Here is a 26,724-nt window from a genome sequence, read left to right on the forward strand (position 1 = left end):
CACGTCAAGATCAGACGGCGCTCAACGCCTGATCGAGATCGGCGAGCAAATCATCGATATGTTCGATACCGATGGACAGGCGCACCGTGTCTTCCGTCACACCTGCCTTGACCAGCTCTTCCGGCGACAATTGGCGATGCGTGGTTGACGCCGGATGTGTCGCCAGCGACTTGGCATCGCCGATATTGACCAGGCGTGTAAACAACTTCAACGCATCCTGAAACTTCGCGCCGCCGGCCAGGCCGCCTTTGACACCAAAGGTCAAAATGCCGGATGGCTTGCCGTTGAAATATTTCTTCGCCAACGCGTGATCAGGATGATCTTCAAGTCCGGCATAGTTGACCCAATTTACCTTCGCATGCTTCTTCAGATACTGCGCCACAGCCAAAGCGTTGGCAGTAATTCTGTCCAGGCGCAGGGCCAGCGTTTCGATGCCTTGCAAGATCAGAAAGCTGTTGAAAGGAGAAAGCGCCGCACCGGTGTTGCGCAAGGGAACCACGCGCGCACGGCCGATGTAGGCCGCTTCGCCCAGCGCTTCGGTATAGACCACGCCGTGGTAGCTCACGTCCGGTTCATTGAGGCGCTTGAAGCGTTCCTTGTGCTTGGCCCACGGGAATTTACCGGAATCGACAATCGCACCGCCCAGGGTGGTGCCGTGTCCACCCAGATACTTTGTGAGGGAATGCACCACGATATCGGCACCGTGCTCAATCGGCCGGAGCAGATACGGCGTAGCGACGGTGTTGTCGACGATCAGCGGCACGCCATGGCGGTGTGCAATCTCGGCGATAGCGGAAATGTCTGTGATGTTGCCGAGCGGATTGCCGATGGATTCGATGAAGACGGCCTTGGTGCGCGCATCAATATGCTGTTCGAAAGAACCTGGATTGCGCGGATCGGCAAAGCGGGTCTCGATGCCGAACTGCGGCAAGGTATGGGCAAACAGATTGTAGGTGCCGCCGTAGAGCGTGGAGGCCGAGACGATATTGTCGCCGGCTTCGGCAATGGTCTGGATCGCATAGGTTACCGCCGCCTGGCCTGACGCGACGGCCAGCGCCGCAATACCGCCTTCCAGTGCCGCGACGCGTTTTTCCAGCACGTCCTGCGTCGGATTCATGATGCGCGAGTAAATATTGCCTTGCACTTTCAGATCAAACAGATCGGCGCCATGCTGGGTATCGTCGAAGGCAAAGGCCACTGTCTGATAAATCGGTACCGCGACTGCCTTGGTGGTCGGATCAGGCGCATAGCCTGCATGCACGGACAGTGTTTCGAACTTCCATTGAGGAGCTTGTGCTTGTGTCATGGGGATATTCCAGCGAATGAAGTGAATGAGGTGGACTGAAGTGGACGGGCTTGATGACTCTAACGAGCCATCAGGCGCTGGCGAACGAATGATTTCGCATATCCATATCCGGTATTTTCATCCAGCGGAGAATCCAGGCAGCGTTCAGGCCGAACGTCATTTACATCCTTTGGCCGACGGAGGAGAAGCGATGACATTCCGCTTGTACGATCCGGAGCGCCAAAAAAATGCGGCCATGCCCGGAGGGATGACCGCATTAAAAACAGACTTCAGCAGACTTCAGATTTCGCGTCTAGCCTGCTCGCCGTTGTGAGGCGAGCCTTCTGACGACCGTCGCAAGACGGTCGATTTCGTCGAAGGTATTGTAGAAAGCCAGTGATGGCCGCACTGTCGTTTCGACGCCGAAGCGGCGCAGAATCGGTTGGGCGCAATGATGGCCGGTACGCACGGCGATACCTTCTTCGTTGAGTGCGTGGCCGACTTCTTCGGTGCTGTAACCGGCCAGCACGAAAGACATCACGCTGGCCTTGTCGACGGCGGTGCCGATCAGACGCACGCCCTTGATCTCGCGCAGTTGCTGCATGCCGTAGACCAGCAGGTCATGTTCGTAGCGGGCGATGTTTTCAATGCCGATCTTGTTGACATAGTCGATGGCAGCACCCAGTCCGACAGCGTCGGCGATGTTGCCGGTACCTGCTTCGAATTTATTGGGAATCGGCTGGAACACCGTCTTCTCAAACGTCACGTCCGCAATCATGTTACCGCCACCTTGCCAAGGCGGCATGTCTTCCAGGACTTCGCGTTTTCCCCAGACGACGCCGATGCCGGTCGGGCCGAACACCTTGTGGCCGGAGAAAACGAAGAAGTCCGCGCCCAGATCCTGCACGTCGACGCGCATGTGCGACACCGACTGCGCGCCGTCGACCAGCGCCTTGGCGCCCGCACGATGTGCCAGCTCCACGATTTCCTTGACCGGCGTGACCGTGCCGAGTGCATTCGAGACCTGGGTAATGGCGACGATCTTGGTGCGGTCGTTGAGCAGCTTGCGATACTCGTCCAGCAACACCTGGCCTGAGTCATCCACCGGAATCACGCGTAGCTTCGCACCCCTGGCAGCGGCCAGTTGTTGCCACGGCACGATGTTGGCGTGATGCTCCAGATTGGAAACGATGATCTCGTCGCCTTCGCCGACATGCTGTGCGCCCCAGCTTTTGGCCACCAGATTGATGGCTTCGGTGGTGCCCCGCACAAAAATGACTTCGTTGACGTCAGGTGCATTGATGAAGCGTCGCACACGTTCACGCGCACCTTCGTAGGCATCCGTAGCACGCGCGGCCAGTTCATGCGCAGCGCGGTGGATGTTCGAGTTTTCGTGCTCGTAGAAGTAGCTGATGCGGTCGATCACGGATTGCGGTTTGTGCGTCGTTGCCGCGTTATCGAACCAGACCAGTTGGCGGCCGTTGACACGCTCCTGCAGAATCGGAAAATCGCGCCGTACCGCATGTACGTCGAACGGGGGATGGCGATCGCCGCCTGCCAGCGGCACCGTGGCATGCGGTTGCGCTTTGGCAGGTGTAACGTAACCGCTCGGCAGCACCACCGAATCCACGAAGTAATACTGGGGCGTCGTGGATGGCGATGGTGACTGGGGTTGCGACGATGTGGACGACGCGGCACCGGGAAGTCCGGTGGCCGGCGGTGCAGTCAGGCTGCGATGTTCCGGGATCGACGGCGAGGGCAGATGTGTATCCGGCGTAGGCGTCGGTGCTGTGACTGCCCCGGGCTGGCCATAGGTATCGCTCAAAAAATAATACGGCGACGCGCCGGTTTGCGGTCGTGTACCGCCGACCGCTTCCGGCACGCCCAGCAATGCACCGCCGCTGCGTGCTTCATACGCGGGAATCGCGCTCAGAAGTTTGTCCGGAACGCCATTGCCTGCGGGCGCAACAGGCGCCAATGCCGGTGCCCGGTTACCCAGCGACAGCACCTGGGTTGGCGAGGCCGGTATCAGATTGGTGCCGGGAATCTGCCCTTGCGGAATCGGCGTGCCGGGAACGCTGGGGCCGAAACCTGCCGGACTCACCAGTGGTGAACCCGGCGGCGCGATATTGCCGGGCGCCTGCACACCGTGCGGTGCAAACGGCGGGGCCGGTGGCGCCGCAAAGAACTCGGTCGCCAGGCGCGCCAGCACGGCCGGATCGAACGGCGCGCCGGACGGCTCTGGAACGCCGGCAGGCTGGCTTGCCGGCAGGGAGGTGGAGGGCGAAAGTAGGCTCACGTCGCGGCTTATTTGTAGGTGTCAGGATAGTCGTGGTACTTGCCGATTTCGACGTCGTCGAGTACGGCCAGCGCGTCGGTTGTCAACACCGCAAGCGAGCAGTACAGCGAAATCAGGTACGACGAAATCGCGTGGTTGTTGATGCCCATGAAACGCACCGACAGACCAGGACTTTGCTCACCCGGCAGACCCGGCTGAAACAGGCCGACCACGCCCTGACGCTTGTCGCCCACGCGCAGCAGCAGGATCTTGCTCTTGCCATCAGCGACCGGCACCTTGTCGGATGGGATCAGCGGGATGCCGCGCCAGGTGATGAACTGCGAGCCGAACAGGCTGATGGTCGGCGGCGGCGTGCCGCGGCGAGTTGCTTCGCGGCCGAAGGCAGCGATTGCCAGTGGATGCGTGAGGAAGAAGGCCGGCTCTTTCCAGACCTTGGTCAGCAGCTCATCGAGGTCATCCGGTGTCGGCGCGCCGGTCAATGGAAAGATACGCTGTTCATCCGTCACTTGCGCCAGCAGGCCGTAGTCGGGATTGTTGATCAGCTCGCTTTCCTGATTTTCCTTGATGGTTTCGATGGTCAGGCGCAGCTGTTCCTTGATCTGGTCGTGCGGGCTGCTGTACAGATCGGATACGCGGGTATGCACGTCGAGCACGGTCGACACCGCGTTGAGGTAATACTCGCGCGGATTTTCTTCGTAGTCGACGAAGGTGCGCGGCAATTGATTTTCTTCTTCGCGTGCGGTGCAGGTCACCTTGATCGATTCCGGATTCTTGACCTTGTTGAGGCGATAGATACCGGCTTCGACGGGCACCCATTGCAACAGATGTGTCAGCCAGCGTGGGCTGATGGTTTCCAGCTGAGGTACGGTTTTTGTTGCGTTTGCTAGTTGCCTTGCTGCGTTATCGCCAAGCGCGGTGGTACCGCCAACTGTTGCCGACATCGTGACTCCAATTCATGTGGGTTAGAAAGAAAAAAGCTGAGAAATGACCTGCAAAGTGTGGCGTCTCAGCGCCGGCGCCTCAACATGCTATAGCCATCAATTTGATGCCGCGCACCAAATTCATTTGGCTGATGGCCTCGCCGCGGGTCACCAATGCGGACGGTGTGAGCTTTAGTGCGGAGGCCAGTTTTTCGACGGTAACGAGTGAGGCGATGGCGCAGCCGCGTTCTATCTCACCGATATAGGAACGGTTCAGGTTCGAGTTCTCGGCCAGACGCTCCTGTGACCATCCTTGCGCCTCGCGCAACTGCCGCACACCGATGCCGAAGCTTTGCACCAGCGCGCTGGTGATACTGTCGCCACTCTCGGACAGGGCGGACTTCAGCTCGCTAGCCGGCGACTTCCTGGAATAATTCTTCTCGCTCATATCAGACATTCCTTGTCGCGTTAGTTGTCGTCAGGTTGCGCCAATGCTGTTGGCGAAAGCGCCTTCACGCGATTCGGCCTGGGCAATCCGGCCGCCCGCAGGGACATCGTGGGTGAGCCAGACATTGCCGCCGATGACCGCACCTTTGCCCAGCGTGATGCGGCCAAGAATGGTCGCACCCGCATAGATGACGACATCGTCCTCCACCACGGGATGACGCGGCAATCCCTTCTGCAGGTTGCCTTCCGCATCGGTTGGGAAGCGTTTTGCGCCCAGCGTCACGGCCTGATAGACCCGTACGCGTTCACCGATCACGGCGGTTTCGCCAATGACTACGCCGGTACCGTGATCGATGAAGAAGCCGGCACCGATCTTTGCACCGGGATGGATGTCGATGCCGGTGGCGCCGTGCGCGAGTTCCGAGACGATACGCGCCAGTAACGGCAGGCCGAGAGAGTAGAGCTGATGTCCGAGGCGATAGTGAATCAGCGCCAGCACGCCGGGATAGCACAGCAATACTTCATCCACGCTGCGGGCGGCAGGATCGCCTTGGTAAGCAGCCAGCACGTCGCTGTCGAGCAGAGTGCGTATCGCCGGCAGCGCTGCGGCAAAGGCTCTGGTCGCAGTCAGGGCGTCAGCGTCGATGTCGCTGTCCGTTGCGCGGGTGAGGTTGAGCGCGGCGTTGTACTTCAACTCCAGCCGTACTTGTTTCAACAGAGAGTGCAGGGCCGCGTCGAGTGCGTGCGCGACATGGAAGTTCTCACTCTCCTGGCGCAGATCGGGCGGGCCAAGCCGCATGGGAAAGAGCACGCCCTTGAGGCTGTCGAGGATGGCGGACAGTGCATCCCGCGAAGGAAATTCGCGTCCGCCCGGTTCGCTGGTGCGGCGTTGTGCCTGGCGCCAGCTATGACGCGCTTCGTGCAAAGACTGCACGATGCCGGTGATGTCAAAAGTTGCCACGGGATTCCTTTATGCAATGAGGCAAAACAGTGGTGCCGATTGTGCTGCCGGCATTCTTCGGCGGAGAACGCAGTTGCAGGCGGGCGGCGCGTCTCAGGAACGTATTTAATCCTGTACCCAAGGCAGACCGTGGAACCTCCAGCCGTCCGCTTTGCCGCGCTGTTGCTGCGTATCGATTTCTCCCTCGAAGCCCTCCAGCACATTGAAAATACAGGTGAAGCCCGCCTTGGTTGCCGCCTCGGCCGCCAGCGCAGAGCGTTTGCCGCTACGGCACAGCAACAGTGCGACAACGTCCTTGCCGCCGATCTTGCTTTCCAGTTCGCGCACGAATCGCGGATTGCGGGTGAGCGCGGTGCCGGTCGCCCAGGCAACGTGGAGACTGCCCGGAATGTGGCCGACGAATTTGCGTTCTTCATTGGAGCGGACATCGACCAGCAATACCCCCTGTTCGGAAAACAGCGTCCAGGCAAGCGCCGGATCGACGCCGCCTGAAAAAGGGAGACCACGGGATTGGGCGTCGGCTTTGATCGACGCCAGTTCCGCAGGAAGGCTGGGCGAACTGGACGATGTATCGGGTGAAACTGCAGATGCAAGTGCGTTGGCTGCTGACATGAGAAGACCTCGATGATTGTTCTGACGGTACGGAATTGCGGTCATTTTGGTGGCGATAGACAGCAACAGGCCGTGAATAGGACTGTACGATCCGTTAAACTGAAATAAAACGAATAAAAATGAGTTCTTAAAGTTGAAAAACAAATATGGGGTGTCAGCCTTTTAGCTGGAAACCAAACCGTCTGCGGCAGTGCGGTTACATACGTAATGACAATGAAGATGTGAAAGACCACATGGATCGCGTCGTTGGGAAGCGACGCATAAGGACGGCATCCTGCCAGACAAGTACCGGCAAGCACCCGTGAGCGACTCATTGCAATGGTCCGCAAAGAGCAACTGAATGGGGAGAAAAATCTCCGCTATCCCGCTGGATATTTTTTTGAAAATCCGTATATGGATAGTCGAATTGATTCGTGGATGGCAGGTCTGAGAAGGAATAAGATGGCTTCACTCTCTGCAGTGAATGTTGTGAAACAGGATGGCGCTTCCTCCCTTGGCATCATCCTCATGTCGGTTAGCGCCGACATGTGAGCAGATTCAACGCGCGGCTACTTTGCAGATAGCACTGAGCCGCGCGGATCTACTCCCAGTCTGCTCACATTTCGGCGCTGCTTCTTCGCTGTTGAAAAGCCCCTGAACGAAAACGTTCCGGGGCTTTTTCATTTGGACGGTGAATTCCCCTGGATTATTTCGTCACGCACAAAAAATACTTCAGCGTTTTGTGGAAAAATCCGCGACCGGTAGCGCGCACAAAAAAAGCATATGCATTCCCCAGGTTGCAACATGGGCTGTATGGTCTCTGGATGACTCCCTTCGATTCCATCGCGCAAGCCGCACAGGTGGCTAAAAAATAGAATGCAAAAAACACAAACGCCCGCAATTACGGGCGTTTATGTTTTTGCGGCGAAGGAAGAATTTGAACTTTTTTCCTAGACGTCATTATTGGGAGGAAAAGAACATTTTCTGGACTTAACTCCCCCCTTGGTTACCCACAATTTTTTTAGTGACTTCCGCAGTCGTTCTCAGGAAGCCATTTCCCCTGCTTTTGTCGGCGCAATCTCCATGTGATGTTTGTTCATTGCTGGATTAATGCAGTCGCGTATTTGGGGCCTTAGCGACCGACCGTTCAAAAAAAAGACGTTGACTTCCAAGTGTTTATTTTAATAATATGTGGTATCGCCTAGTAAAACAGCATATTGCAAGGTGATACAGAATGGGGTGGGTTGATTAGCAATTTTTAAATTTAATCAGGGAAATCGAGATGAAAAAAACCATTGCAACGCTTTGCGTGCTAGGTGTCGGCGCCTCGTCGGCGCATGCGCAAAGCACGGTTACTGTCTACGGCATCATTGATGCTTCTGTTGCGTACACCAACACTGCTGCCGCGGTTTCGGCATCCAATCCAAGAGGAACCGGTAACTTGATGCAAGTCACGTCCGGAACAATTCAGCAGTCGCGTTTCGGCTTCAAGGGGCAGGAGGATCTGGGCGGCGGGCTGTCAGCGCAATTCGTTTTGGAAGGTGGTTTTAGTGGCGACACCGGGGCATCTGGAAACTCACAGCTCGGTTCCACAAGCGGTACTCTCTTTGGGCGTGCAAGTTATGTCGGTTTGAGCAGCAAGAGCTTTGGTACATTGCAGATCGGTCGTCGCAAGGATTTTACGGATCAGATAGCGACTTACTATTCCAGTGTGGTTGATTTCGGGACACTGATTAACGGCGTGCATGACAATAATATGGATCGTGTCGGCGGCAATCGCGCCAACAACATGGTCAGCTATTACACGCCGCAAATCGCAGGTATCACTGCCAATGTTGCCTATGCATTCGGCGAGACTGCTGGTTCTGCCTCCACCGGTAACGCGTACGGTTTTGGCGCCAACTATAATAACGGCCCCTTCGGGGTCGGCTTCGGCTACTGGGCTGCCAAGACGGGTTCGGCCGCCAATACCGAATCGGATCAAAGTCTGAATGCACTCTGTGCTGCCGGGACCTTCGGTGCGCCCGGTACGACCTGCCTGAAAACTTTCAATGTGGGCTCCAGCTATACGACTGGCCCATTCCGTTTCTTCGGCATGTTCTCCCGTACCAAGCAACCCAACGCCGTCGCCGCAACAACCGCTGCGCCTAATTTCACCACCGGCGCTTTCACGTCCGCAGCCAATACCGGGACCTTCTCCGCTTCCGGCACCAACAACGACCGCACCAACGTCATCGATCTGGGCGTGAACTACAACATCACGCCGGCGCTCAAGCTGACCACCAGTGTCTTGCAGTCACGCTCATCGTTCATCGGCAGCGCGGTCAGCGGCAAAGTCACCCAATTGAACCTGGGCGCAGACTATTTCTTCTCCAAGCGTACCGACGTGTACCTCAATACATCCTTCCAGCGCACCTCCAACATGTATAGCCCAGGAATTACCGTTGCGCCGGGTGCCGACAAGTCGCAGTTCATCGTGATGACAGGGATACGTACGACGTTCTGAAGCAGTTCGTTTGACATCTGAATTGAGGGAAGGGGAATCCGGTGTAAACCGGGTTCTCCTTTGACCTGAGGGGGTAGGGGAATATGCGCAAGATCAACAACATGAAGATCGGTAACCGGCTGCGCTGGGGATTTGCGATCATCCTGGTCATTTCGGGATTGATGACGGCATTGGCAGTCTGGAATCTGCAGATGGTAGCCAACCGTATGTCGGCCATGATGGAGCGCCCGCTGAGCAAGGAACGCTTGTCCAGCGATTGGTTTCGCTACATTGAAACGGGCATTACCCGCACCACAGCCATTGCCAAGAGCAGCGATACTACTTTGGCGGCATTCCTGATGGCCGGGCCGATGAAGCCGTCGGCCGAAGTGCAGGAAAAAATCAAGACGCTGCTGGATACGGAAGAAGAACATGCCTTATTCAAGAACATTGGCGTGCAGCGCGACCACTACCTGGAAACGCGCGACCGCTTGAGCCAGCTCAAGTCCTCTGGGCAGATGGAGGCGGCTGCGGCCGTGCTGGAAAAAGAATACTTGCCGGCGTCGCGCCAGTTTGCGCAGTCGGTGCAACAGTTGCTGGACATGCAGCGCAACCAGATTGACGCGATCAAGTTAAGCATCGAAGAAACCGCGCAAAAGAGCCGCCGCCTGCTGATCTTGCTGGAATGCGTGGCCATTGCTCTCGGTTTGCTGTGTGCGCAAATGCTGACGCGTTCCATCGTGTTGCCGTTGCAGTCAGCCGTAGCGATTGCGCGTCGTGTCGCCGGCGGTGACCTGAGCGCTGATATTATCCCCGGCCGTAAAGACGAGACTGGTCAGTTACTGGAAGCCTTGTCCTTCATGAACACCAGCCTGCGCGACGTAGTCGGCAAAGTGCGCAGCAGCATCAGTAACATCGCCATCGCCTCGGGTGAAATTGCCACCGGCAACATGGACTTGTCTAGTCGTACCGAGCAACAGGCTGCATCGCTGGAAGAAACCGCCTCGGCGATGGAAGAGCTGACCTCGACCGTGCGCCTGAATGCAGACAATGCGGACGAAGCCAAGGACACCGCCACTGCTGCGGCAGCGATTGCTGACAAGGGTGGCTTGATGGTGGCGCGCGTGGTCGACACGATGAATGAAATCAGTGAGTCGTCAAGGCAGATCGCCAACATCATCGGCGTCATCGACGGCATCGCTTTTCAAACCAATATCCTGGCGCTTAACGCTGCGGTAGAGGCGGCCCGGGCCGGCGAACAGGGGCGCGGTTTTGCGGTGGTGGCTTCCGAGGTGCGCAGTCTTGCGCAACGCTCGGCAAATGCAGCCAAGGAAATCAAGGAGTTGATCGGCGTGTCGGTCAGCCGGGTCGAGGCGGGTACGCAATTAGTCGACGATGCAGGCGCCACCATGCACGAGATCGTGGTTAATGTCGGACGCGTGGCGCAGATCATTGCGGACATCAGCGTTTCCAGCAAGGAGCAGGCGTCCGGTATCGAACAGGTGGGCCACGCGATTGCGCTGATGGACGGTGTGACGCAAAAGAACGCCGCACTGGTGGAGGAGGCTGCAGCGGCAGCCGCCGCCATGAAAGAGGAGGCGCGCTCGCTGGCGCACACCGTCGAGGTGTTCAAGCTTGACGGTATGGCTGCGCCGGCAACATCGATTGCGGCATTGCCGCTGCCTTTAATGGGCCGTATGCGAACTTTGTGAGAGGGGGGCTCAGCTCTTGGGTATATAGCCAAGTTCCAGTGAAAAACGCTGGGCTCCCTTACCCAGTATTTCCAGGCATTCTTGCAGGCGCGGCTCGGTCATGCGGCTGACTGGCGCTGTCATTGACAGCGCGGCCACGACCTTGCCGGCAGCGTCCCTGATGGGTAGCGCCAACGCCACGGTGTCGGCGGATTTTTCTCCATACGAGACGCTGTAGCCGACTTCAAGGATTTTCTTGATGGCTTGCTTGAGCTGGGTGCGGCTGACGATGGTGCTGGGCGTATAACGCTTGCGCTCTTCGTTGAGGACGGCTTCCTGTACCTCTTCAGGCGCGTAGGCCAGCAGTAGTTTGCTGGAGGCACCGACGTAAAGTGGCCGGCGCGCCGACATTTCACTGTGCACACGGATGGCGTGCGGGGAATCCCACCAGGCCACACACATGGTCTCCAGGCCTTCACGGATGGTGATCAGCACGCTTTCGCTGCAAGCCTCGCCGATGGCCGGCAGCAGTGCCTGGCCCAGTTGCGAAAGTTGTACCTGGTTTTGTGCGGCGACACCGAGGAACAATGCGCGATAACCCAGGCTATAGGTGGCCAGCGGTTCCTTGCGCTTGATCAGGCCGCTTTCTTCGAGCGTGCCCAGCAAGCGAAACGCGCGGGCTTTGGTATTGCCTGAGCGTTTTGCCAGTTCGGTGACACCCAGGCCCGGGTGGTCGGCAACCACGAACAGCAGCTCCATGGCTTTGCTCACCGCATCCACGGTGTAACTCATATGAGGTTCCTTATGTTTTGTTTGGTGCCGTCGGCGGCTTTTGGTACGGCATTGCGGCTACTTGGACGGGTGATATTGTAATGCGCCGGGCTCTCGGGATCCGGCAGCGCAGGAAGCTTTGCTCCAGGTGCGGTTTTTCTTGCATTGGAACAAGGGTTTGTGTGGCGAAACATCCTAAACAATCAAAAATTATTCGTCAAGCAATATGAGGCGCGCCATCCGGCTGTTTGAGCCGGGAGACGCGGGATGCGGCGGGGGGGCGGTACTTTTTTTGCGGCAGTCGAAACGGTCCGGGTGACGCATAAAAACTCCTTGACGCTGTATCATTAGATAATATATCGTATCATTCAGCGATACATTAATGAAGAAGATAATGTGGAGGGTATGTGGGTAAACGGTTTCTCGGTCGGTGGCGTGGCGCAGGAGTGTCAGGAAAGGCGCTATCGCCATGTATCTCGGTCGCAGTTGTGGCCGTCGCGCTCACGGTGACGATGGTGGCGCATGCCGCCGACTTGCGAATCGGCTTCAAGGCGGAAGTGACTTCCGCCGATCCGCATGTGCTCAACGGGCAAAACAGGAACGTCTGGGCTCATGTCTATGAATCCCTGATCAGCGAAGACGCCAAGCTGCGTCCCGTACCCAAACTGGCTTTGTCGTGGCGTGCTGTCAATCCAACGACTTGGGAATTCAAGTTGCGACCTGGCGTGCATTTTCACGACGGCGCGCTGATGAGCGCGGAGGACGTTAAATATTCCATCGATCGCGCGATGCACCTGACCGGTGCGCGCACCTTTCGCTCCTATCTGAAAGGCATCACCGGGGTCACCGTGACCGGACCGCTGACGGTACAGATCAGCACCAGTGAAACCAATCCGACGGTGCCGGACAATCTGGGTTTGATCGCCATCATTCCACGCTCTTTGGGGGCGAATGTAAGCGAAGAAAGTTTTGCCAGCGGCAAATCGGCCATCGGCACAGGGCCCTACAAGTTTGCGGCGTGGATCAACGGCCAGAAAGTGGTGTTGAATAAAAACGCCGATTACTGGGGCACCAAAGAGCCGTGGGACAGCGTCACTTTTCAATTCATCCCGCGTGAGCCGGCGCGCGCTTCGGCGCTGTTGTCGGGAGCGGTGGATATCATTGACGGCGCCACCGCCAATCTCAAGAGCGCGTTTCGCACCGCGCAGAATATTGAGCAAACCTCGGTGACGTCTTACATGCTTAATTACCTGTTGCTGGACCAGCGCCGCGACGTCACGCCTTTCGTCAGAGACAACAACGGCGCACCGATGAGCAGCAATCCCTTCAAGGTGCCGCAGGTAAGGCAAGCCATGATGCGTGCGATAAGCCGCTCCGGCCTGATCCGTTTTCTGATGAAAGCTGATGGTACGGCTTCTGAGCAACTAGTTCCCGTTGGTTTCTTTGGCTACGACGCAGGCTTGCGTCTACCCGACTACGACGTGGCTGCGGCCAAGGCCTTGCTGGCCGAAGGTGGTTATCCGAAGGGCTTCCGTATGACCGTGCAATGTCCCAATAATCGTTACGTCAATGACGGGAAATTGTGTGAAGCGATGGCGCAGCTGTTTAGTCGCATCGGCATCGCAACCGAAGTGTCGGTCATGCCGTTCTCGGTGTTCCTGCCGCGTGCCGCCGGTGGGCCCAGCGGCGTTTCCGAGTTCAGCATTTTCATGTTGGGCACCGGCGCGGTGACGGGTGATTCCCTGACCATGCTGACATCGATCGTCCACACCCCTGATCGCAAGACCGGCATCGGCGCCAACAATTATGGCGGCTACAGCAACCCAAAGGTTGACGCGTTGATCGACGCCGCGCTGGAAACCATGGATCCGATCAAACGCGAGGCTCTGCAGCAGCAGGCCGCCAGGATTGCGCTGGAGGACGGCGCGATCATTCCGCTGCTGAATCAGAACGCCACTTGGGCGTATCGCAACAACCTGTCTTTTGCGCCGCGCGCCGATGGCTTCACGATGGCCACGGATATTCGTCCGCGCTAGCGAACGGACTCATTTTCAGAATTCAATATCAGAACTATCAACGGACAACATGCAATCTCTGAATCATCTTTCGCGTTCTCCGGCAGGAGAAATGACCGTGCTGCGAGACATCATGGTCTTGATGCGCGACGGCGTGCAGCTCGCCACCGATGTCTACCTGCCTGCGGGCGCTGCAGCCACTGACACGTTTCCGGTCATTCTTGAACGCACGCCTTACGGAAAGAACCAGCCCAGCCGCGCCGAGCGCAACGCCATCAATGAAACGCCGCTGGCGCGCGCCGAAGTCGCTGCTTATTTTGTCGTCCAGGGTTACGCGGTGGTCTACCAGGACTGTCGTGGCCGTTATCAGTCTGGAGGCAGTTTCGTCAAATACACGAGCGACAGCGACGACGGGTACGACACCTGTGCGTGGATTCTCACGCAAGCATGGTGTAACGGCTGCATCGGTACCAAGGGCCTGTCTTATGCGGCTCATACGCAAGCGGCGCTGGGTAGCCTGGGTGCTCCAGGCGTGGTGGCGATGTTTCTCGACTCAGGTGGATTTTCAAATGCATTCCAGGGTGGTATCCGGCAAGGCGGTGCGTTCGAGTTGAAACAGGCTACCTGGGCTTGGCGTCAAGCACTGGAAAGCCGCGAGCTGCAGGAAGACCCCGAGCGCTTTGCAGCCCTGAGCAGCATCGACCTGGATGACTGGTTCACCCGTACCACCGAGTGGAAGCCAGGCAACTCGCCGCTGAGCAGTGTGCCGGAGTATGAAGCGTACATGTTCGAGCAATGGCGTCACGGGGAGTTTGATGATTACTGGATGCAACCGGGCTTGTACGCGGAAGGTTATTACCCGCAATTCTGCAATGCGGCGATGGTCCATATGTCGTCGTGGTTTGATCCCTATCCACGCACCGCGACCACCAACTATACCGGTCTGATCAAGGCAGGTAAGGGGCCGGTGCGCTTGATCCTGGGGCCGTGGACGCATGGTAACCGTTCCATCACTTATGCCGGCGACGTCGACTTCGGTGCGGCTGCTACGCTGGATGGCCAACTGGCACGAGACTATCTGTCGCTGCGTCTGCAATGGTTTGATCGCTGGCTAAAGAATGATGCAACGGTGCCGGATCCTTTGCCGCCGGTCAGCCTGTTTGTCATGGGTGGCGGCTCCGGGAAGAAGAACGCTGCAGGCCGTCTCGACCACGGTGGGCGCTGGCGCAGCGAACAGCAATGGCCGCTACCCGATGCGCAGGCGCAAGTCTGGTATCTGCGGCGCGAAGGCGCCTTGTCGACTACCGCACCGGGCCCGGTGAGTAAAGAGAGCGATGCTTTTCTCGCTTATCGCTACGACCCACTCAATCCGGTACCCACCATCGGTGGCGCGGTGACTTCCGGTGAGCCCCTGATGTTTGGCGGTGCCTTTGATCAATGCGAAGGTCCGGGCGTATTCGGCGCAACCCTTCCTTACTACCCACTGGCCATGCGTGCTGACGTGCTGGTGTTTCAGACGCCCGTGTTGACGCAGGATGTCGAGGTAACCGGTGACATCAGCGTCAAACTATGGATATCCTCGGATTGTCTGGATACCGATTTCACCTTCAAGCTGATTGATGTCTATCCACCCAGTGCCGATTATCCCAACGGCTACGCGATGAATCTGTCGCACGGCATTTTGCGGGCGCGCTATCGCAACTCGTGGGAAGCACCGGCTTTGATGATCCCCGGCGCAGTGTATGAAATCAATATCGACGGTTTTCCGACCAGCAATCTGTTTCAGAAGGGGCATCGCATTCGCCTGGATATCTCTAGTAGCAACTTCCCGCATTTCGACTGCAATCCGAATACCGGCGAACCGGAAGGGGCGGCGACGCACACGCGCGTGGCCACAAATCGCATCTATCTGGACGCGACGCGCCCCTCACAGATCGTGTTGCCGGTGATCCCGGCGCGCAAGCCGACGGCTTGATGCAGTGCCGTCTCTGCATGGGACTTGATAAAGGAATGGAACCTGATGTTTGAAATGCTTATAAAACGCAGCCTGCAAAGTGTGCTGGTGATTTTCATCATGTCCTTGCTGGCGTTTGTCGGCATCAACCTGGTCGGCAATCCCATTTATCTGCTGGTGGCGCCCAACGCCTCGCCAGCCGAAATTGCCGAAGCCTCGCATGCACTGGGCCTGGACCTGCCGGTCTATGCGCAGTACTGGCGCTTCCTGGTCAATGCTCTGCACGGTGACCTCGGCAACTCCTTTGTGTTTAATCAGCCAGCCATTTCGCTGATCTTCGAGCGCATGCCGGCTACGCTGGAACTGGCCGGCGCGGCGCTGGTGCTGTCGTTCCTGATCGGTGTGCCGCTGGGCATGTGGGCGGGCCTGCGGCCGGGTAGCAAGGTGCACAAGCTGGCCATGGGTTTCTCCATTCTGGGTGTGACGATTCCAAGTTTCTGGCTAGGCCTGATTCTAATTCTGGTGTTCGCGGTCAATCTGGGCTGGTTTCCGTCGGGCGGACGTGGCCCGACCACCAGTCTTCTGGGCATTCAGATCAGCTTTCTCAATCTGGATGGCTTGCGCTATCTGGTGCTGCCTGCCGCTACCCTGGCGTTGCACAATATTGCGCTGGTGATGCGTATGACCGAGGCCGGCACGCGTGAAGTGGCTTTACAGGAATACGTCAAGTTTGCCCGTGCCAAGGGGGTCGGTGCGGTGCGGCTTATGCTGCGTCACGTCGCGCCTAACGTGATGATTCCCATTGTGACGGTAATGGGGCTGGAGTTCGGACAACTGATTGCTTTTTCGCTGATCACCGAAACCATTTTTGCCTGGCCGGGCATGGGCAAGCTGATCGTTGACTCGGTGCTGCAGCTGGATCGCCCGGTGGTGGTGGCTTATCTGATGGTCGTACTGGTGATTTTTGTATTGATCAATTTTGTGGTCGACATCCTCTATCTCATCCTCGATCCGCGCTTGCGCGCGAAATCGACGTGAGTGGCGGTTTGAACAGGGTATCAGGCAAGTCCAACGGCGCAGATCATTTTTGACGAAACAGGCAATCCATCCTATGAGCTCTCCTTCTCTTCAGGCAGCGGCGTCCGAGACGCCCACGCAGATTTTTCTGCGGCGTTTTCTGCAAAATCGCATTGCCACCGCCGCCGCACTGGTATTGTTGTTACTCACCATCGTGGCGCTGGCGGCACCGGTGCTGTCGCCGCAGAATCCTTATGATCTCGCCAGGGTCTCCTTCATGGAGGCCGAGCAGGCACCCGGCGGTGTATCAGCCGATCACCAGTTGCACTTCTGGTTGGGTACCGACGGCGCCGGTCGCGATGTGTTGAGCGCCATCATGTACGGCCTGCGTATCAGTCTCGGTATTGGTATTACGAGTGCGCTGACGGCATTGTTTTTTGGCACCTGTGTCGGTTTGCTGGCGGCCTATCTGGGCGGCAAGGTGGATGCGGTATTGATGCGTATCGTCGACGTTCAACTGAGCTTTCCCTCTGTGCTGGTGGCGCTGATCCTGTTGGCGGCGCTGGGGCAGGGCGTCGACAAAACGCTGATGGCACTGGTGCTGGTGCAATGGGCAGTGTTCGCACGCAACGTGCGGGGCGCCGCTATGGTGGAGCGCGGCAAGGACTACGTCGAAGCGGCGCTGGGCCAAGGCTTGCCGGCCTGGCGTGTGATGTTTAAACACGTGCTGCCCAATTGCATGGCGCCGCTGATTGTGACCACCACCAACCAGATGGCGGCGGCGATCACACTTGAGGCGACCATGAGTTTCCTCGGCATCGGCTTGCCGCAGACCCGGCCCTCGCTGGGCTTGCTGATTTCCAATGGTTTCGACTACATGCTGTCGAATCAATACTGGATCAGTGTTTTTCCGGGTGTGGCGCTGGTGGTGCTGGTGGTTGCCATCAGTTTGGTCGGCGATCAATTGCGCGTCGTTCTCAACCCCAAGCTCGACGCATAGAAGGACATTTCATGGCACTGCTGGAAGTTAACAATCTGGTCACCGAGTTTCATGGCCGCGCCGGCGTGGCGCGCGCGCTGGACCATGTCTCCTTCACGCTGGAAGCGGGCAAGGTGCTGGGCATCGTGGGTGAATCCGGTTCGGGGAAATCGGTGACGGCGTTTTCGCTGATGAATCTGTTGGATGCGCCGGGACGTATCGCCGGTGGCGAAATTCGCTTCAAAGGCGAAGATCTGCAACGCGCCACGGCGCGGCGCTGGAGCAAGTTGCGCGGCGACCGTATCGCGATGGTATTTCAGGATCCGATGATGTCGCTTAATCCGGTGATGAAGATTGGCGATCAATTGCGCGAGACGGTGTCCATCCATCAGCGGCTACGAGGGAAGATGCTGGACGACAAAGTGTGTGAAGCCTTGCGCCGGGTCGGCATCCCGGCACCGGAAGAACGCATGCGTGCTTATCCGCACGAACTCTCGGGCGGCATGCGTCAGCGCGTCGCCATTGCCAACGCCATGATCAACGATCCGGACCTGATCATCGCCGATGAACCAACCACGGCGCTGGACGTCACGATCCAGGCGCAGATCTTGTTCGAGATGAAAAACCTGGTGCGCGACAGCGGTACGGCGCTGATCTGGATTTCTCATGACATCAGCGTGGTCAAGGATCTGGCCGATGAAATCTGCGTCATGTACGCGGGCCGCGTCATCGAGCGTGGTCCGGTGGATGAAATTATCGCCCAGCCGCTGCATCCCTACACCAAGGGGCTGATCGATTCATTGCCGCAAGCGAGCAGCCGTGGCCAGCGGCTCTATTCGATACCGGGCTCGGCACCGCCGTTGTTGTCCTTGCCGCCAGGATGCGCGTTTGCGCCGCGCTGTTCACGTCGCAATGCTACCTGTGACACGGTTCCCCCGGTGGTGGCGGTTGGTACGCGCGAGCATCGCTGTTTTTATCCACTAGGTACACTATGAATCCCATCCTTGAAACCAGGAACCTGAGCAAGAGTTTTGGGCTCAAGCAAAGCACCGTGCGACGCGCAGCCCGTTCGCTCGGCTTGTCAAATCAGCCCGAGAAGAAAGTCTACGCCGTCAACGACTTGTCGCTGACGATCAACAAGGGTGAAGTACTTGGTCTGGTGGGCGAATCCGGTTGCGGCAAATCGACGGCCGGTCGCATGATCGCCGGACTGTTGCCGCCCACCAGCGGAGAGATCGCCTTCGAGGGCAAGCCGGTCGATTCGTCGCAGCCGTCGCGTCACCTCGAAACGCAGATGGTGTTCCAGAATCCCTATGCATCGCTCAACCCGCGCTTGCGCGTGGATCAGTTGATCAGCGAAGCCGCGCTCTATCACAAGCTGGTAGAAAAACGCGACGTGCCATCTTTCGTCGCCGCTTTGCTTAAGCAGGTTGGCTTGGACGCTACTTATGCGTCTCGCTACCCGCATCAATTTTCCGGTGGACAGCGCCAACGTATTGCCATTGCACGTGCACTTTCGCTGAATCCCAAATTTGTGGTGTGCGACGAAGCTGTTTCTGCTTTGGATGTATCTGTGCAGGCGCAGGTATTGAATTTGTTCATGGATTTGCGTGAATCGAAAGAATTGACGTATCTCTTTATCAGTCATAACCTGGCGGTGGTCGAATATATTGCCGATCGGGTCGCCATTATGTATCTCGGTCGCGTCGTCGAGTTGGCTGATACGCAGGCAATTTTTACGTCGCCAAATCATCCCTATACACAAGCTCTGATTGCTGATGCGCCACGCCTTCAAGTAAAAATGGTAGAGCATCGTCCGGTGCAAGGAGAATTGCCGAGTCCGCTCAATCCTCCGTCAGGCTGCACGTTTCATCCGCGCTGTCCCCGGGCTATGCCACGCTGTGCCACCGAGCGTCCGATGCTAAGGAAGGTTGCAGAAGGGCATTTTTCGGCTTGTCATCTGAACGATTTGAGCTGATGGCTGCTGTGCTGGTTTATTCGGATTGCGGTCATGCGCAAAATTGTTCTCTAAGCGAATGTCAACTTTCCTTGCAAATTATGCAGTGAATGGCGTGAACCCTGGGGAAGTGAATTTGGAAGTGGTCAACGCGGTTCTGAAATTGGTGGATTCCGCAGTTAATCCGCAGTACGCCGACCTCTAAAAACAAAAAAAGCGCCTCAACAGGCGCTTAGCTATTTACTTCAACGAATCTGTATCCTTGTATGGAGACGGAGGGATTGGCCTACGTTGCGCAGGCCGCTGAATCGCTTGCAAGCGATTCCCTTCGAATCTTTCACGTAAGCCGCGCAGGCGGCGTACTCATCTCCGGAGACAGGTTTTCTGGGAAAACAAAACGGGAAGCACAAATAAAAACACCCGCCGAAGCGGGTGTTTGTATTCTGGCGGAGACGGAGTCGGCCGCAACACTGTTCGCCAAAGACCGCCATTGCGCATGAAACCTGCGCGGGGACTGGCTCATAGCCGAGTTCATATACGCCAGTGTTCGTCAATAATCTTCTGTATCCGGCGACCGTTTGCTAGTTGGTTTGCTAGCTAAAAGGCGGCCCCGATGAAGATTCGCCATGACGATATACTTCTAGGTTGTGCGATTTAGTCCTAACCAGGAGCATGAATTGGCAGGCGCAATTAATAAACTGACAGATACAAAAATAGAAAAGTCCGTAAAAGCAGCAAAACTAGCCTCTAGTCAAAGTAAGGGGAAGGCCTCAATCGTCGGCGATGGCGGAGGTCTATATCTTCAGATCAGTAAAACTGGCGCGGCTTCTTGGCTGTTCAGGTATATGCGGGATCGTAAGGCGGTCGGATTGGGTCTCGGCGCATATCCTGACGTATCGCTCAAGAACGCACGCGTAAAAGCTGACGCGTGCCGCACTCAACTCGCGGAAGACCGAGATCCTTTGACTGAGAAACGAGCTTCTCAGACAGCCGCCAAGGAACCTGTCCAAAAAGCGAAGACCTTTGACGAGTGCGCTGCAGAATATATCGCGGATCATCGTGCCGAGTGGAAAAACGCTAAGCATGCCCAGCAATGGGAGAACACTTTGGCAATGTACGCTTCGCCCGTGATTGGCGATAAAGCCGTGGATGCGATCACTCTGGTCGACATTAAGAAGATCCTAGCGCCGATTTGGACCAGGAAATATGAAACGGCGAGCCGATTGCGAGGTCGGATCGAGTCAGTTCTTGGCTGGGCCACAGTGCACGAGCTGAGGACTGGCGACAATCCTGCACGGTGGAAAGGGCATCTAGAGCACCTTTTAGCCAAAAGCTCGCTGACTCTACGCGCGGTCAAACATCACGCCGCGCTGCCCTATGCTGATATTCCAGCGTTCATACGTGCGTTGTCCCAGCAGGAAGGGATGGCACGATGGGCGCTTGAATTTCTTATCTTGACGGCGTGCAGGACCAGTGAGATTTGCCAAGCAAAATGGTCCGAGATAGACCTGAAGAAAGGCCTGTGGACCATCCCGGAAGAGCGCATGAAGGCAGGCAAAGAGCATCGAGTGCCGCTTTCTGATCGGGCCTTAACGGTTTTGCACTCCGTCAAACCGCTGGCCATTGGAGAATTCATATTCCCTGGCGGCGTGAAGGATAAGCACCTCTCCAACATGGCAATGATGATGTTGCTGCGCCGTATGGGCCACGACAAGATCACCGTCCATGGCTTTCGCTCGACGTTCCGCGATTGGATCGGTGAAACGACTCAACACGAGTTCCAAGTTGCCGAGGCGGCACTAGCACACGGCCTGGCCGACAAGGTCGTCGCGGCTTATGCACGTGGGGATTTGTATGAAAAACGGTACGCGCTGATGCAGGATTGGAGTAACTATTGTTGGCCCGCAGAGAAGAGTAAAGCTATCGTTGTCTAATCTTAAAATTTAAAGACGCAATATATGAAACGCAACTTAGACCCTATCGGCTCACCAACACTCGAAAAGCCACACGGAGGATTTCACCCTAAACTTTTACGAGATGTTCTTCCAGCCAGCCGAGTTCCGCCGAGGTCCGCGGGAAACAAAGCACGTTATGGAGCGCTATCGGATTCGACCTCCTACAGTGAATATGCGTGGGAATTTTTGCGGAGAAATCGCTATTTCCAACAACAGTATGATGCATCGATGGGCGACTCTCGGATCATATTGGCCTTGGAGAAATCCATAGCCGACGAAGGAGCCTTTGATTCCGGACTATTTGAAGACGTGCACTATAAAGAACCATACATACATAAAGATAAGAAAATACAAATAAGATGGGCCTTAGTTGAAAACGTTTTGACGCATTGTCGAGACAGCGAATATAAGGTGCAGAGCACTATTGATGTGCCGATTTTCTATGCGCATGCATATTTGAGGCGCGCATTTTTTGCTCTGGATCCAGGTTTCGACTTGCCACCAGTAGATATACAAATTGAAATCGTTCGACGCTTTCTTATAGAAGAAGCCCAAAGTAAAAAATTTATCACGCCCCGAGAGCGGAAGAGAAAAAATCCATCTAGAGCAAAATTACGGAATTTACTTAGGATCATTGATTTATTCTCTGCTCCAAACAGTGATCTTCGAAAAGTAAGTGAAGCTTTTATCACGCATGACCTCCAATCGATTTTATTCAGATCGCCTAATGCACGTTCTTTGCCTACTGAATCAACTGGTTTGGCAGGTGTGCATCAACCATCAAGGACAAAGGCAGAAATAGCGGCAGATCTTCGTGAGGCCGAATTAAAAGTAGCGGAGAAGGCCATTTCGAGGCTAGCTACGGAAGCTTTTGATCTCGTCTACCGTGGCGGGTACTCAAAACTGATTCACTTCGATTATCAGACTTAGGCTGATGTCGCACTCCAACACTGCGCAGTGCCGCGGAAACAAAGTTACAAAATGTTACATTTTCTAGGTTTTACTCCAATACCTATTTATTACTTTTTCTATTATGAGGATTTTTAGATATTTATCTTCATTATGTCAATTGTTGACATTAATTAATGATATTTGAAATAACTGTGTATTTTTTTGAATATTATCCCTGCTATATCCCCAATATAAGAATATCTATTTTCAGATATTGGTGAATTTCATTTATCTATAGTTCACTCCGATCTCACTTAATTGTTAAGCGAGGAACAACCGGAAGATCCAAAATGAACTTAGATACATCCAACGAAAAAGAGCGCAACGACGCGCTCTTCAAGTGTCACAAAACTGCCCTTGCGCAAGTTGGCAAGGGCACACCCCACCAGTATCCAGTCGCTCTGATTGATGCCACAACCGAACGTTCCTTTAAGTTGATTTCGGTCGACAAGGTCTGCGAACTGCTCGACGTACAGCGAACCTTCGTCAACGAGCGCGTCGCTTCGGGCGATCTGCCCAAGCCGATCAAGTTTGGTACTAGCCGGCGCGCCGCCATCCGCTTCGTTCTCTCGGAGATCCAAGACTACATCGCTCGTCTCGCAGCCGAACGTCACACCCCTAATTCGACTAACAACTCGTCGGTCAAATAACGGAGGCGAAAATGACGGACAAAACCAATATCCCTCGCTTGATGCGCAAGCGCAAAAATGCGCATAAAGCCGTTGCCTATCCCCGCCCAATGTCGACGCAGTTGGCGATTCTGGATTCGTCAGGAAACATACCATTTTCATACGAAAAAGAAGTTGATGCGGATCCTAATAATTCTCATATCTTCTATGTAGACAGCATGCACTTTTACTTGAGTCCCGCGCCGAACGATCCAGAAAAAGCCATGAGAATCGTTATGAATGCACTGGCGACGTTCCATCGCGAACACCCAGAATGGCGTGACCGCTGGCCGGAGAAAGTGGAGCAACCAATTCGTTTTGAATGCTGGGATGGTTGTCGCAACGGCTCGGTCATATTCAATACTGCGCGCGGCGACAAATTCATATACGCGACACATCTCGGCGGCGATGACGTTGCGCTGATGTTGCCTAACACTAAGCCCTACTCGTGGCAGAACGCAGGTCTCAGCTGGTTGCGCAACTACGAACGTTGTTGCGACCGCAATGCATGGAATCCACGTCCTTGGCGTGGCAAACCATGTGGGTGCAACTAAGAGTCAATTTCAGTTATTCGGGCCAGTGCGGCATGAGCTGCACTGGCATCGCCAATACACTCATCTTTTACAACCATGATAGACCTCCTCATCGTCTCCGGATGCCTCGGCACACACCAAGACCACCATCTCAAGCGTATTACGCAAATTAGCTTTGCGCGATTTAACGACTACTTTTCCAAGCCCACAATCACTTTCATTAACCTCCCCATTACTGGTGCACAGGTCGAGGTGAAATGCTGGGTCGAGTTGGTAGCAGACATCCCACGCACATTCGTCCAGATCAGTATTCCACTCCCCGCCGTCACCATCGGTCAGAACTATGCCCATGCAGGCTTGGAGGTGCTTAAGAACGAGCTGGATTGCGCATCTCTCATCGTCAAGCTGACGTTGCTCACGTTAGGTTTCAACGAGGCCGAGATCGCGCTGTTTATGGAATCTTCCAGTCCTAAGATGGTTGAACTTACCTGGAACACGCCAACGAGCAGTGAAGATGCACTGAAGAACCTGCAACAACGAACGTTTCACGCGTTGGAGCTAGTCAAAAAAGCTAGCCGTCGCCATGATTCTCAGATCCGCGACCTAGACTATCGTAAAAAGAACTTCGCGCCGGCGGTGCTGGCGTCGCTCAAGAATGGCGACCAGTTCCGTCAGTACGGCAAGTTCGATCAAATCGCTGCTAAGTCGAATCGCGGCAAGACGCGTTATAAGGTATCTGCCGAAATGGCTAGACAAAAGGATCAGTTACTGGATGCCATTCGCTTTCACGCTCGCAACGAAGTCCGGCTAGGTTTCGAAACGCTCAAATCCCTGGGTATGGCGCATCCTAAAAACTGGACAGCGGAAGGCTTGAAAACAGGTATTGACGGTGTCTGGCATCACTTGGGCTTTGCCGTGAAACCGCGGCTGGACCGTTCGCAGCTGAGCCCCGAAGCGTTGACCTCACTGGATCAGTTTGACGTAGGCGTGGACCTGGTGGCGGCTTTACCAGCGCACACATTTTCCCGCCATCGCAAGAGCATCCTGGCTGCCAATGGTCCGGATATCGCAATTCCCTGGCGCCATGGTCAGGTCAATCCTGAGTCAGTGGGCTATCAGCTGCAATACGAGCGCCGCTGGAAGCCGACCAAGTTTCAGAAGTTGGTAATCTCCGCTGCGACCGCCCCGGCAATCGAGACGGACCTGCAGCGTGGTATCGCGTTCATCCGCGACGGGGAGCTGCCGGATATTGCTGATTCCGACGAGCTAGAACGCTGGATGACCCGCTGGAAAGCTTTTATGGCGAAGGAGCGCCTGCTGATGGGTTAGATTACTCGTCAATGGCAGGTAATAATGGTTGGGGCAAAGGAGGGGAGATGGCTTTCCGTACGGGGCAACTACGCAGGACTGTAGCGTGCTCCATCGGCCCCTTTTGCTAAGATGCTATTTTCTACCCACAATTGACGGAGTTAAATCCATGAGTTATGTGGTTTCACTAAAAGAGGTCGACGCGCACTGGGGCTTCACCGACCGATTCTCGGAAGAGGATCGCGATGCTCTGCTCTCAGCCACAATAGGGGATGAATTTAAGATCAATGGCGGCTCCGCAAAATTAGATCAACGCGGAAACATGAATCTGTTTTTTGATTCGAACGCCGGACGCCGTCACCATGAGGTGGATTACGAGGAACTCCGTCAACAATTGCTTAACCCTGATACGGTTAAGCTCTACACCAGCTACTAAGGACGGGGCATACAATGAGCACCCAACGATCGGTGCCTGTACTAGCCGAGCATCGCGGCAAGCGTCGCAATTTAGCCTCGGCGATCAACTTGTCTAAGTTGGAAAGTTGTCACGAAACTCAGGTGGGCAATCGGGACTAGTCCAACTATGCTTTTCCTCCGGATCAGGATGAAGTGCTTCCCACGAGTCAGCAGATGGCTCGCTAGCCTCAAACCATAGGGCTCGTGTTTCTTTGCTGCGAGCCACGACGGTGGTTGGGGCAAAGGCGACGTGCCGGTGATTTACGGTATCCACCCAGTCTGAGGAAACATCCGAGTAGAGCGGGCCGATGGGGCGATGCGTGAAGAGGAGGCACTGCTCTGGGGAAATCGGCAGCGTGATTTCAATGTCAGGATTTTTCAGACCGACGGCACGTTCGAACGGATGCCGACGATAGGCAGTGGGATCACACCATGTCGCTGGAGCATCGGTGGTGAGGAATCCAAGAGGATCACATGCGCAAAGCACGGTCTTATGCATACCAAGCAACGTTGGAAGGATCACATCGACCGCTTGATCGAGCAGAGTTGTAGTCGTCGTTTCCTTCAGATTGTCGAAGTCTCCTGGTTGAGGAGTGTAGGTGTTCGGCCGGTTAGCGTGAGGATGAAGTATTGGTTCTACAGTTCTGCTTTCCCAGTCGGGGCCTGCGGCCTTCTCATACATCGCTTTCAACTCCTCCATGTGACCGAGGAAGTGATTGCGGCTTGCGGCGGTACGGGTATATGCCGTCGCAGCAAACAAGCATGCCCAAAACCAGTCCTCTTCAGTAAGGGCGCGTTTGAAGTTGAACTTGCTCGTTCTGACCTTCGTAAAGTTCGACTCTATGGTTCCTAGACCATGCTCAAGCCGGAGGTCATGAGTGCCATCGGGAGCCGTCAGCGTGTACATATCTGATTCACGAAAGATCTTCTCGGGCGCCTTGGCCTTTGGGTTTTCACCCTTCTTATCAAACAGCCAAACGTAAGGAGTGTTCTTGCTGGTCTTCGGCGCCGAAGGATCCAGCCAAGCTTTCAGATAGCATGCTGGGACGAAATGCTGCCTTCGCTGTTCATATTTCTTTCGCTTCATAATCTTGGGGCCCAAAGAAAGTTGTTCTTGCGGAGATGTGTACTACGCTACGTCAAGAGGCTGCTTCCCGTGGACTGTTTCTGGCCGGATGCAGGTCATAGAGAACTCCAACCCATCTGACAGCTAGTGTGAGATAAGGTCTGAACTGCTGACTCTTTGTGAAAGGGGTTATCAACTACATAGTTAGCATCGCCAATACAATCGTTTTTAACAACCACTAAACCGCAGATCCCACTCGCCGATAGCACTTCAACACTCCGCAGGTCATCCTGCAGCACTTTTCACCTCTAAACCACCACCGGATTTTATAGTCATTTTCCGCTCGGATCTTGCGACTACAGCCGAGTATCACTTGGATCACACCCGCCACACTAGGCTGCGAGACGATCCGGTA

23 protein-coding genes are annotated in these 26,724 nt (G+C 55.7%); 15 read left to right on the forward strand and 8 right to left on the reverse strand.

Going from position 1 to position 26,724, the window contains the following annotated elements:
* Positions 1-10: 10 nt before the first annotated feature.
* Positions 11-1,306, reverse strand: coding sequence for an O-acetylhomoserine aminocarboxypropyltransferase/cysteine synthase family protein (locus hmeg3_RS09505; protein WP_094563510.1), 1,296 nt, complete (start codon positions 1,304-1,306; stop codon positions 11-13).
* Between the two features lie 88 nt (positions 1,307-1,394).
* On the opposite strand from hmeg3_RS09505, the gene hmeg3_RS24675 reads away from it, so the two are divergent.
* Complete coding sequence (locus hmeg3_RS24675) at positions 1,395-1,619, forward strand: hypothetical protein (RefSeq protein ID WP_157739234.1); 225 nt, start codon at positions 1,395-1,397, stop codon at positions 1,617-1,619.
* Here the strand turns inward: hmeg3_RS24675 and hmeg3_RS09510 are convergent.
* The 5 genes from hmeg3_RS09510 to hmeg3_RS09530 all read right to left on the reverse strand — a co-directional run bounded on the left by hmeg3_RS09510 (position 1,599) and on the right by hmeg3_RS09530 (position 6,524).
* On the reverse strand, positions 1,599-3,584 hold the full coding sequence (locus tag hmeg3_RS09510; protein ID WP_369828866.1) for a family 2A encapsulin nanocompartment cargo protein cysteine desulfurase: 1,986 nt from the start codon (positions 3,582-3,584) through the stop codon (positions 1,599-1,601). The two genes, hmeg3_RS24675 and hmeg3_RS09510, sit on opposite strands and share 21 nt — an antisense overlap.
* An 8-nt stretch (positions 3,585-3,592) precedes the next feature.
* Positions 3,593-4,525 (reverse strand): family 2A encapsulin nanocompartment shell protein, encoded by a 933-nt coding sequence (locus hmeg3_RS09515; RefSeq protein WP_094563511.1) that lies wholly within the window; start codon positions 4,523-4,525, stop codon positions 3,593-3,595.
* Positions 4,526-4,604: 79 nt separating this feature from the next.
* Positions 4,605-4,898, reverse strand: coding sequence for a helix-turn-helix domain-containing protein (locus tag hmeg3_RS09520; RefSeq protein ID WP_369828881.1), 294 nt, complete (start codon positions 4,896-4,898; stop codon positions 4,605-4,607).
* A gap of 84 nt (positions 4,899-4,982) precedes the next feature.
* Positions 4,983-5,912 (reverse strand): serine O-acetyltransferase EpsC, encoded by a 930-nt coding sequence (gene epsC, locus hmeg3_RS09525; protein ID WP_094563512.1) that lies wholly within the window; start codon positions 5,910-5,912, stop codon positions 4,983-4,985.
* Between the two features lie 105 nt (positions 5,913-6,017).
* Positions 6,018-6,524: a rhodanese-like domain-containing protein gene (locus tag hmeg3_RS09530; protein WP_094563513.1), complete on the reverse strand. Its 507-nt coding sequence runs from the start codon at positions 6,522-6,524 to the stop codon at positions 6,018-6,020.
* A 1,261-nt stretch (positions 6,525-7,785) separates the two neighbouring features.
* Between hmeg3_RS09530 and hmeg3_RS09540 the strand changes: the two genes are divergently transcribed.
* Positions 7,786-9,009: a porin gene (locus hmeg3_RS09540; RefSeq protein WP_094563515.1), complete on the forward strand. Its 1,224-nt coding sequence runs from the start codon at positions 7,786-7,788 to the stop codon at positions 9,007-9,009.
* Between the two features lie 83 nt (positions 9,010-9,092).
* On the forward strand, positions 9,093-10,700 hold the full coding sequence (locus hmeg3_RS09545) for a methyl-accepting chemotaxis protein (protein ID WP_094563516.1): 1,608 nt from the start codon (positions 9,093-9,095) through the stop codon (positions 10,698-10,700).
* Between the two features lie 9 nt (positions 10,701-10,709).
* On the opposite strand, the gene hmeg3_RS09550 is transcribed toward hmeg3_RS09545, so the two are convergent.
* Positions 10,710-11,471, reverse strand: a complete 762-nt coding sequence (locus hmeg3_RS09550) for an IclR family transcriptional regulator (RefSeq protein WP_094563517.1) — start codon at positions 11,469-11,471, stop codon at positions 10,710-10,712.
* Positions 11,472-11,938: 467 nt separating this feature from the next.
* On the opposite strand from hmeg3_RS09550, the gene hmeg3_RS09555 reads away from it, so the two are divergent.
* The 12 genes from hmeg3_RS09555 to hmeg3_RS09615 all read left to right on the forward strand — a co-directional run bounded on the left by hmeg3_RS09555 (position 11,939) and on the right by hmeg3_RS09615 (position 25,223).
* Positions 11,939-13,486, forward strand: coding sequence for an ABC transporter substrate-binding protein (locus hmeg3_RS09555; protein WP_369828867.1), 1,548 nt, complete (start codon positions 11,939-11,941; stop codon positions 13,484-13,486).
* A 49-nt stretch (positions 13,487-13,535) separates the two neighbouring features.
* Positions 13,536-15,440, forward strand: a complete 1,905-nt coding sequence (locus hmeg3_RS09560) for a CocE/NonD family hydrolase (RefSeq protein ID WP_198361813.1) — start codon at positions 13,536-13,538, stop codon at positions 15,438-15,440.
* A 45-nt stretch (positions 15,441-15,485) separates the two neighbouring features.
* Complete coding sequence (locus hmeg3_RS09565; protein WP_094563519.1) at positions 15,486-16,457, forward strand: ABC transporter permease; 972 nt, start codon at positions 15,486-15,488, stop codon at positions 16,455-16,457.
* 73 nt (positions 16,458-16,530) lie between these two features.
* On the forward strand, positions 16,531-17,436 hold the full coding sequence (locus hmeg3_RS09570) for an ABC transporter permease (RefSeq protein ID WP_094563520.1): 906 nt from the start codon (positions 16,531-16,533) through the stop codon (positions 17,434-17,436).
* 11 nt (positions 17,437-17,447) lie between these two features.
* Positions 17,448-18,410 (forward strand): ABC transporter ATP-binding protein, encoded by a 963-nt coding sequence (locus hmeg3_RS09575; RefSeq protein WP_094563521.1) that lies wholly within the window; start codon positions 17,448-17,450, stop codon positions 18,408-18,410.
* Positions 18,407-19,393 (forward strand): ABC transporter ATP-binding protein, encoded by a 987-nt coding sequence (locus hmeg3_RS09580; protein ID WP_094563522.1) that lies wholly within the window; start codon positions 18,407-18,409, stop codon positions 19,391-19,393. The genes hmeg3_RS09575 and hmeg3_RS09580 overlap by 4 nt, the downstream gene beginning before the upstream one ends.
* Before the next feature lie 656 nt (positions 19,394-20,049).
* Positions 20,050-21,306 (forward strand): site-specific integrase, encoded by a 1,257-nt coding sequence (locus hmeg3_RS09590; RefSeq protein ID WP_094563524.1) that lies wholly within the window; start codon positions 20,050-20,052, stop codon positions 21,304-21,306.
* A gap of 24 nt (positions 21,307-21,330) precedes the next feature.
* Positions 21,331-22,257: a transcriptional regulator domain-containing protein gene (locus tag hmeg3_RS09595; RefSeq protein ID WP_157739235.1), complete on the forward strand. Its 927-nt coding sequence runs from the start codon at positions 21,331-21,333 to the stop codon at positions 22,255-22,257.
* 311 nt (positions 22,258-22,568) lie between these two features.
* Positions 22,569-22,928 (forward strand): AlpA family transcriptional regulator, encoded by a 360-nt coding sequence (locus tag hmeg3_RS24940; RefSeq protein ID WP_094563526.1) that lies wholly within the window; start codon positions 22,569-22,571, stop codon positions 22,926-22,928.
* Between the two features lie 11 nt (positions 22,929-22,939).
* The gene (locus hmeg3_RS09605) at positions 22,940-23,500 is read left to right on the forward strand and encodes a hypothetical protein (protein WP_094563527.1); all 561 of its coding nucleotides are present in this window, start codon (positions 22,940-22,942) and stop codon (positions 23,498-23,500) included.
* Between the two features lie 75 nt (positions 23,501-23,575).
* The gene (locus tag hmeg3_RS09610) at positions 23,576-24,808 is read left to right on the forward strand and encodes a hypothetical protein (RefSeq protein ID WP_094563528.1); all 1,233 of its coding nucleotides are present in this window, start codon (positions 23,576-23,578) and stop codon (positions 24,806-24,808) included.
* Between the two features lie 148 nt (positions 24,809-24,956).
* Positions 24,957-25,223: a hypothetical protein gene (locus hmeg3_RS09615; protein WP_094563529.1), complete on the forward strand. Its 267-nt coding sequence runs from the start codon at positions 24,957-24,959 to the stop codon at positions 25,221-25,223.
* A gap of 93 nt (positions 25,224-25,316) precedes the next feature.
* Here hmeg3_RS09615 and hmeg3_RS09620 read toward each other — a convergent pair whose 3' ends face one another.
* Positions 25,317-26,345: a DUF4238 domain-containing protein gene (locus hmeg3_RS09620; RefSeq protein WP_157739236.1), complete on the reverse strand. Its 1,029-nt coding sequence runs from the start codon at positions 26,343-26,345 to the stop codon at positions 25,317-25,319.
* Positions 26,346-26,724: the final 379 nt, after the last annotated feature.

This window comes from Herbaspirillum sp. meg3 (genome assembly GCF_002257565.1).
In the GTDB taxonomy this organism is placed as follows: domain Bacteria; phylum Pseudomonadota; class Gammaproteobacteria; order Burkholderiales; family Burkholderiaceae_D; genus Herbaspirillum.

Bases quoted from the DNA above. Each gene is read 5' to 3' on its own strand.
- hmeg3_RS09605 (WP_094563527.1), top strand. From the start codon at position 22,940: ATGACGGACAAAACCAATATCCCTCGCTTGATGCGCAAGCGCAAAAAT.
- hmeg3_RS24940 (WP_094563526.1), top strand. From the start codon at position 22,569: ATGAACTTAGATACATCCAACGAAAAAGAGCGCAACGACGCGCTCTTC.
- hmeg3_RS09570 (WP_094563520.1), top strand. From the start codon at position 16,531: ATGAGCTCTCCTTCTCTTCAGGCAGCGGCGTCCGAGACGCCCACGCAG.
- hmeg3_RS09560 (WP_198361813.1), top strand. From the start codon at position 13,536: ATGCAATCTCTGAATCATCTTTCGCGTTCTCCGGCAGGAGAAATGACC.
- hmeg3_RS09505 (WP_094563510.1), bottom strand. From the start codon at position 1,306: ATGACACAAGCACAAGCTCCTCAATGGAAGTTCGAAACACTGTCCGTG.
- hmeg3_RS24675 (WP_157739234.1), top strand. From the start codon at position 1,395: ATGATTTCGCATATCCATATCCGGTATTTTCATCCAGCGGAGAATCCA.
- hmeg3_RS09530 (WP_094563513.1), bottom strand. From the start codon at position 6,524: ATGTCAGCAGCCAACGCACTTGCATCTGCAGTTTCACCCGATACATCG.
- hmeg3_RS09575 (WP_094563521.1), top strand. From the start codon at position 17,448: ATGGCACTGCTGGAAGTTAACAATCTGGTCACCGAGTTTCATGGCCGC.
- hmeg3_RS09565 (WP_094563519.1), top strand. From the start codon at position 15,486: ATGTTTGAAATGCTTATAAAACGCAGCCTGCAAAGTGTGCTGGTGATT.
- hmeg3_RS09550 (WP_094563517.1), bottom strand. From the start codon at position 11,471: ATGAGTTACACCGTGGATGCGGTGAGCAAAGCCATGGAGCTGCTGTTC.
- hmeg3_RS09540 (WP_094563515.1), top strand. From the start codon at position 7,786: ATGAAAAAAACCATTGCAACGCTTTGCGTGCTAGGTGTCGGCGCCTCG.
- hmeg3_RS09595 (WP_157739235.1), top strand. From the start codon at position 21,331: ATGAAACGCAACTTAGACCCTATCGGCTCACCAACACTCGAAAAGCCA.
- hmeg3_RS09515 (WP_094563511.1), bottom strand. From the start codon at position 4,525: ATGTCGGCAACAGTTGGCGGTACCACCGCGCTTGGCGATAACGCAGCA.
- hmeg3_RS09580 (WP_094563522.1), top strand. From the start codon at position 18,407: ATGAATCCCATCCTTGAAACCAGGAACCTGAGCAAGAGTTTTGGGCTC.
- hmeg3_RS09545 (WP_094563516.1), top strand. From the start codon at position 9,093: ATGCGCAAGATCAACAACATGAAGATCGGTAACCGGCTGCGCTGGGGA.
- hmeg3_RS09615 (WP_094563529.1), top strand. From the start codon at position 24,957: ATGAGTTATGTGGTTTCACTAAAAGAGGTCGACGCGCACTGGGGCTTC.
- hmeg3_RS09610 (WP_094563528.1), top strand. From the start codon at position 23,576: ATGATAGACCTCCTCATCGTCTCCGGATGCCTCGGCACACACCAAGAC.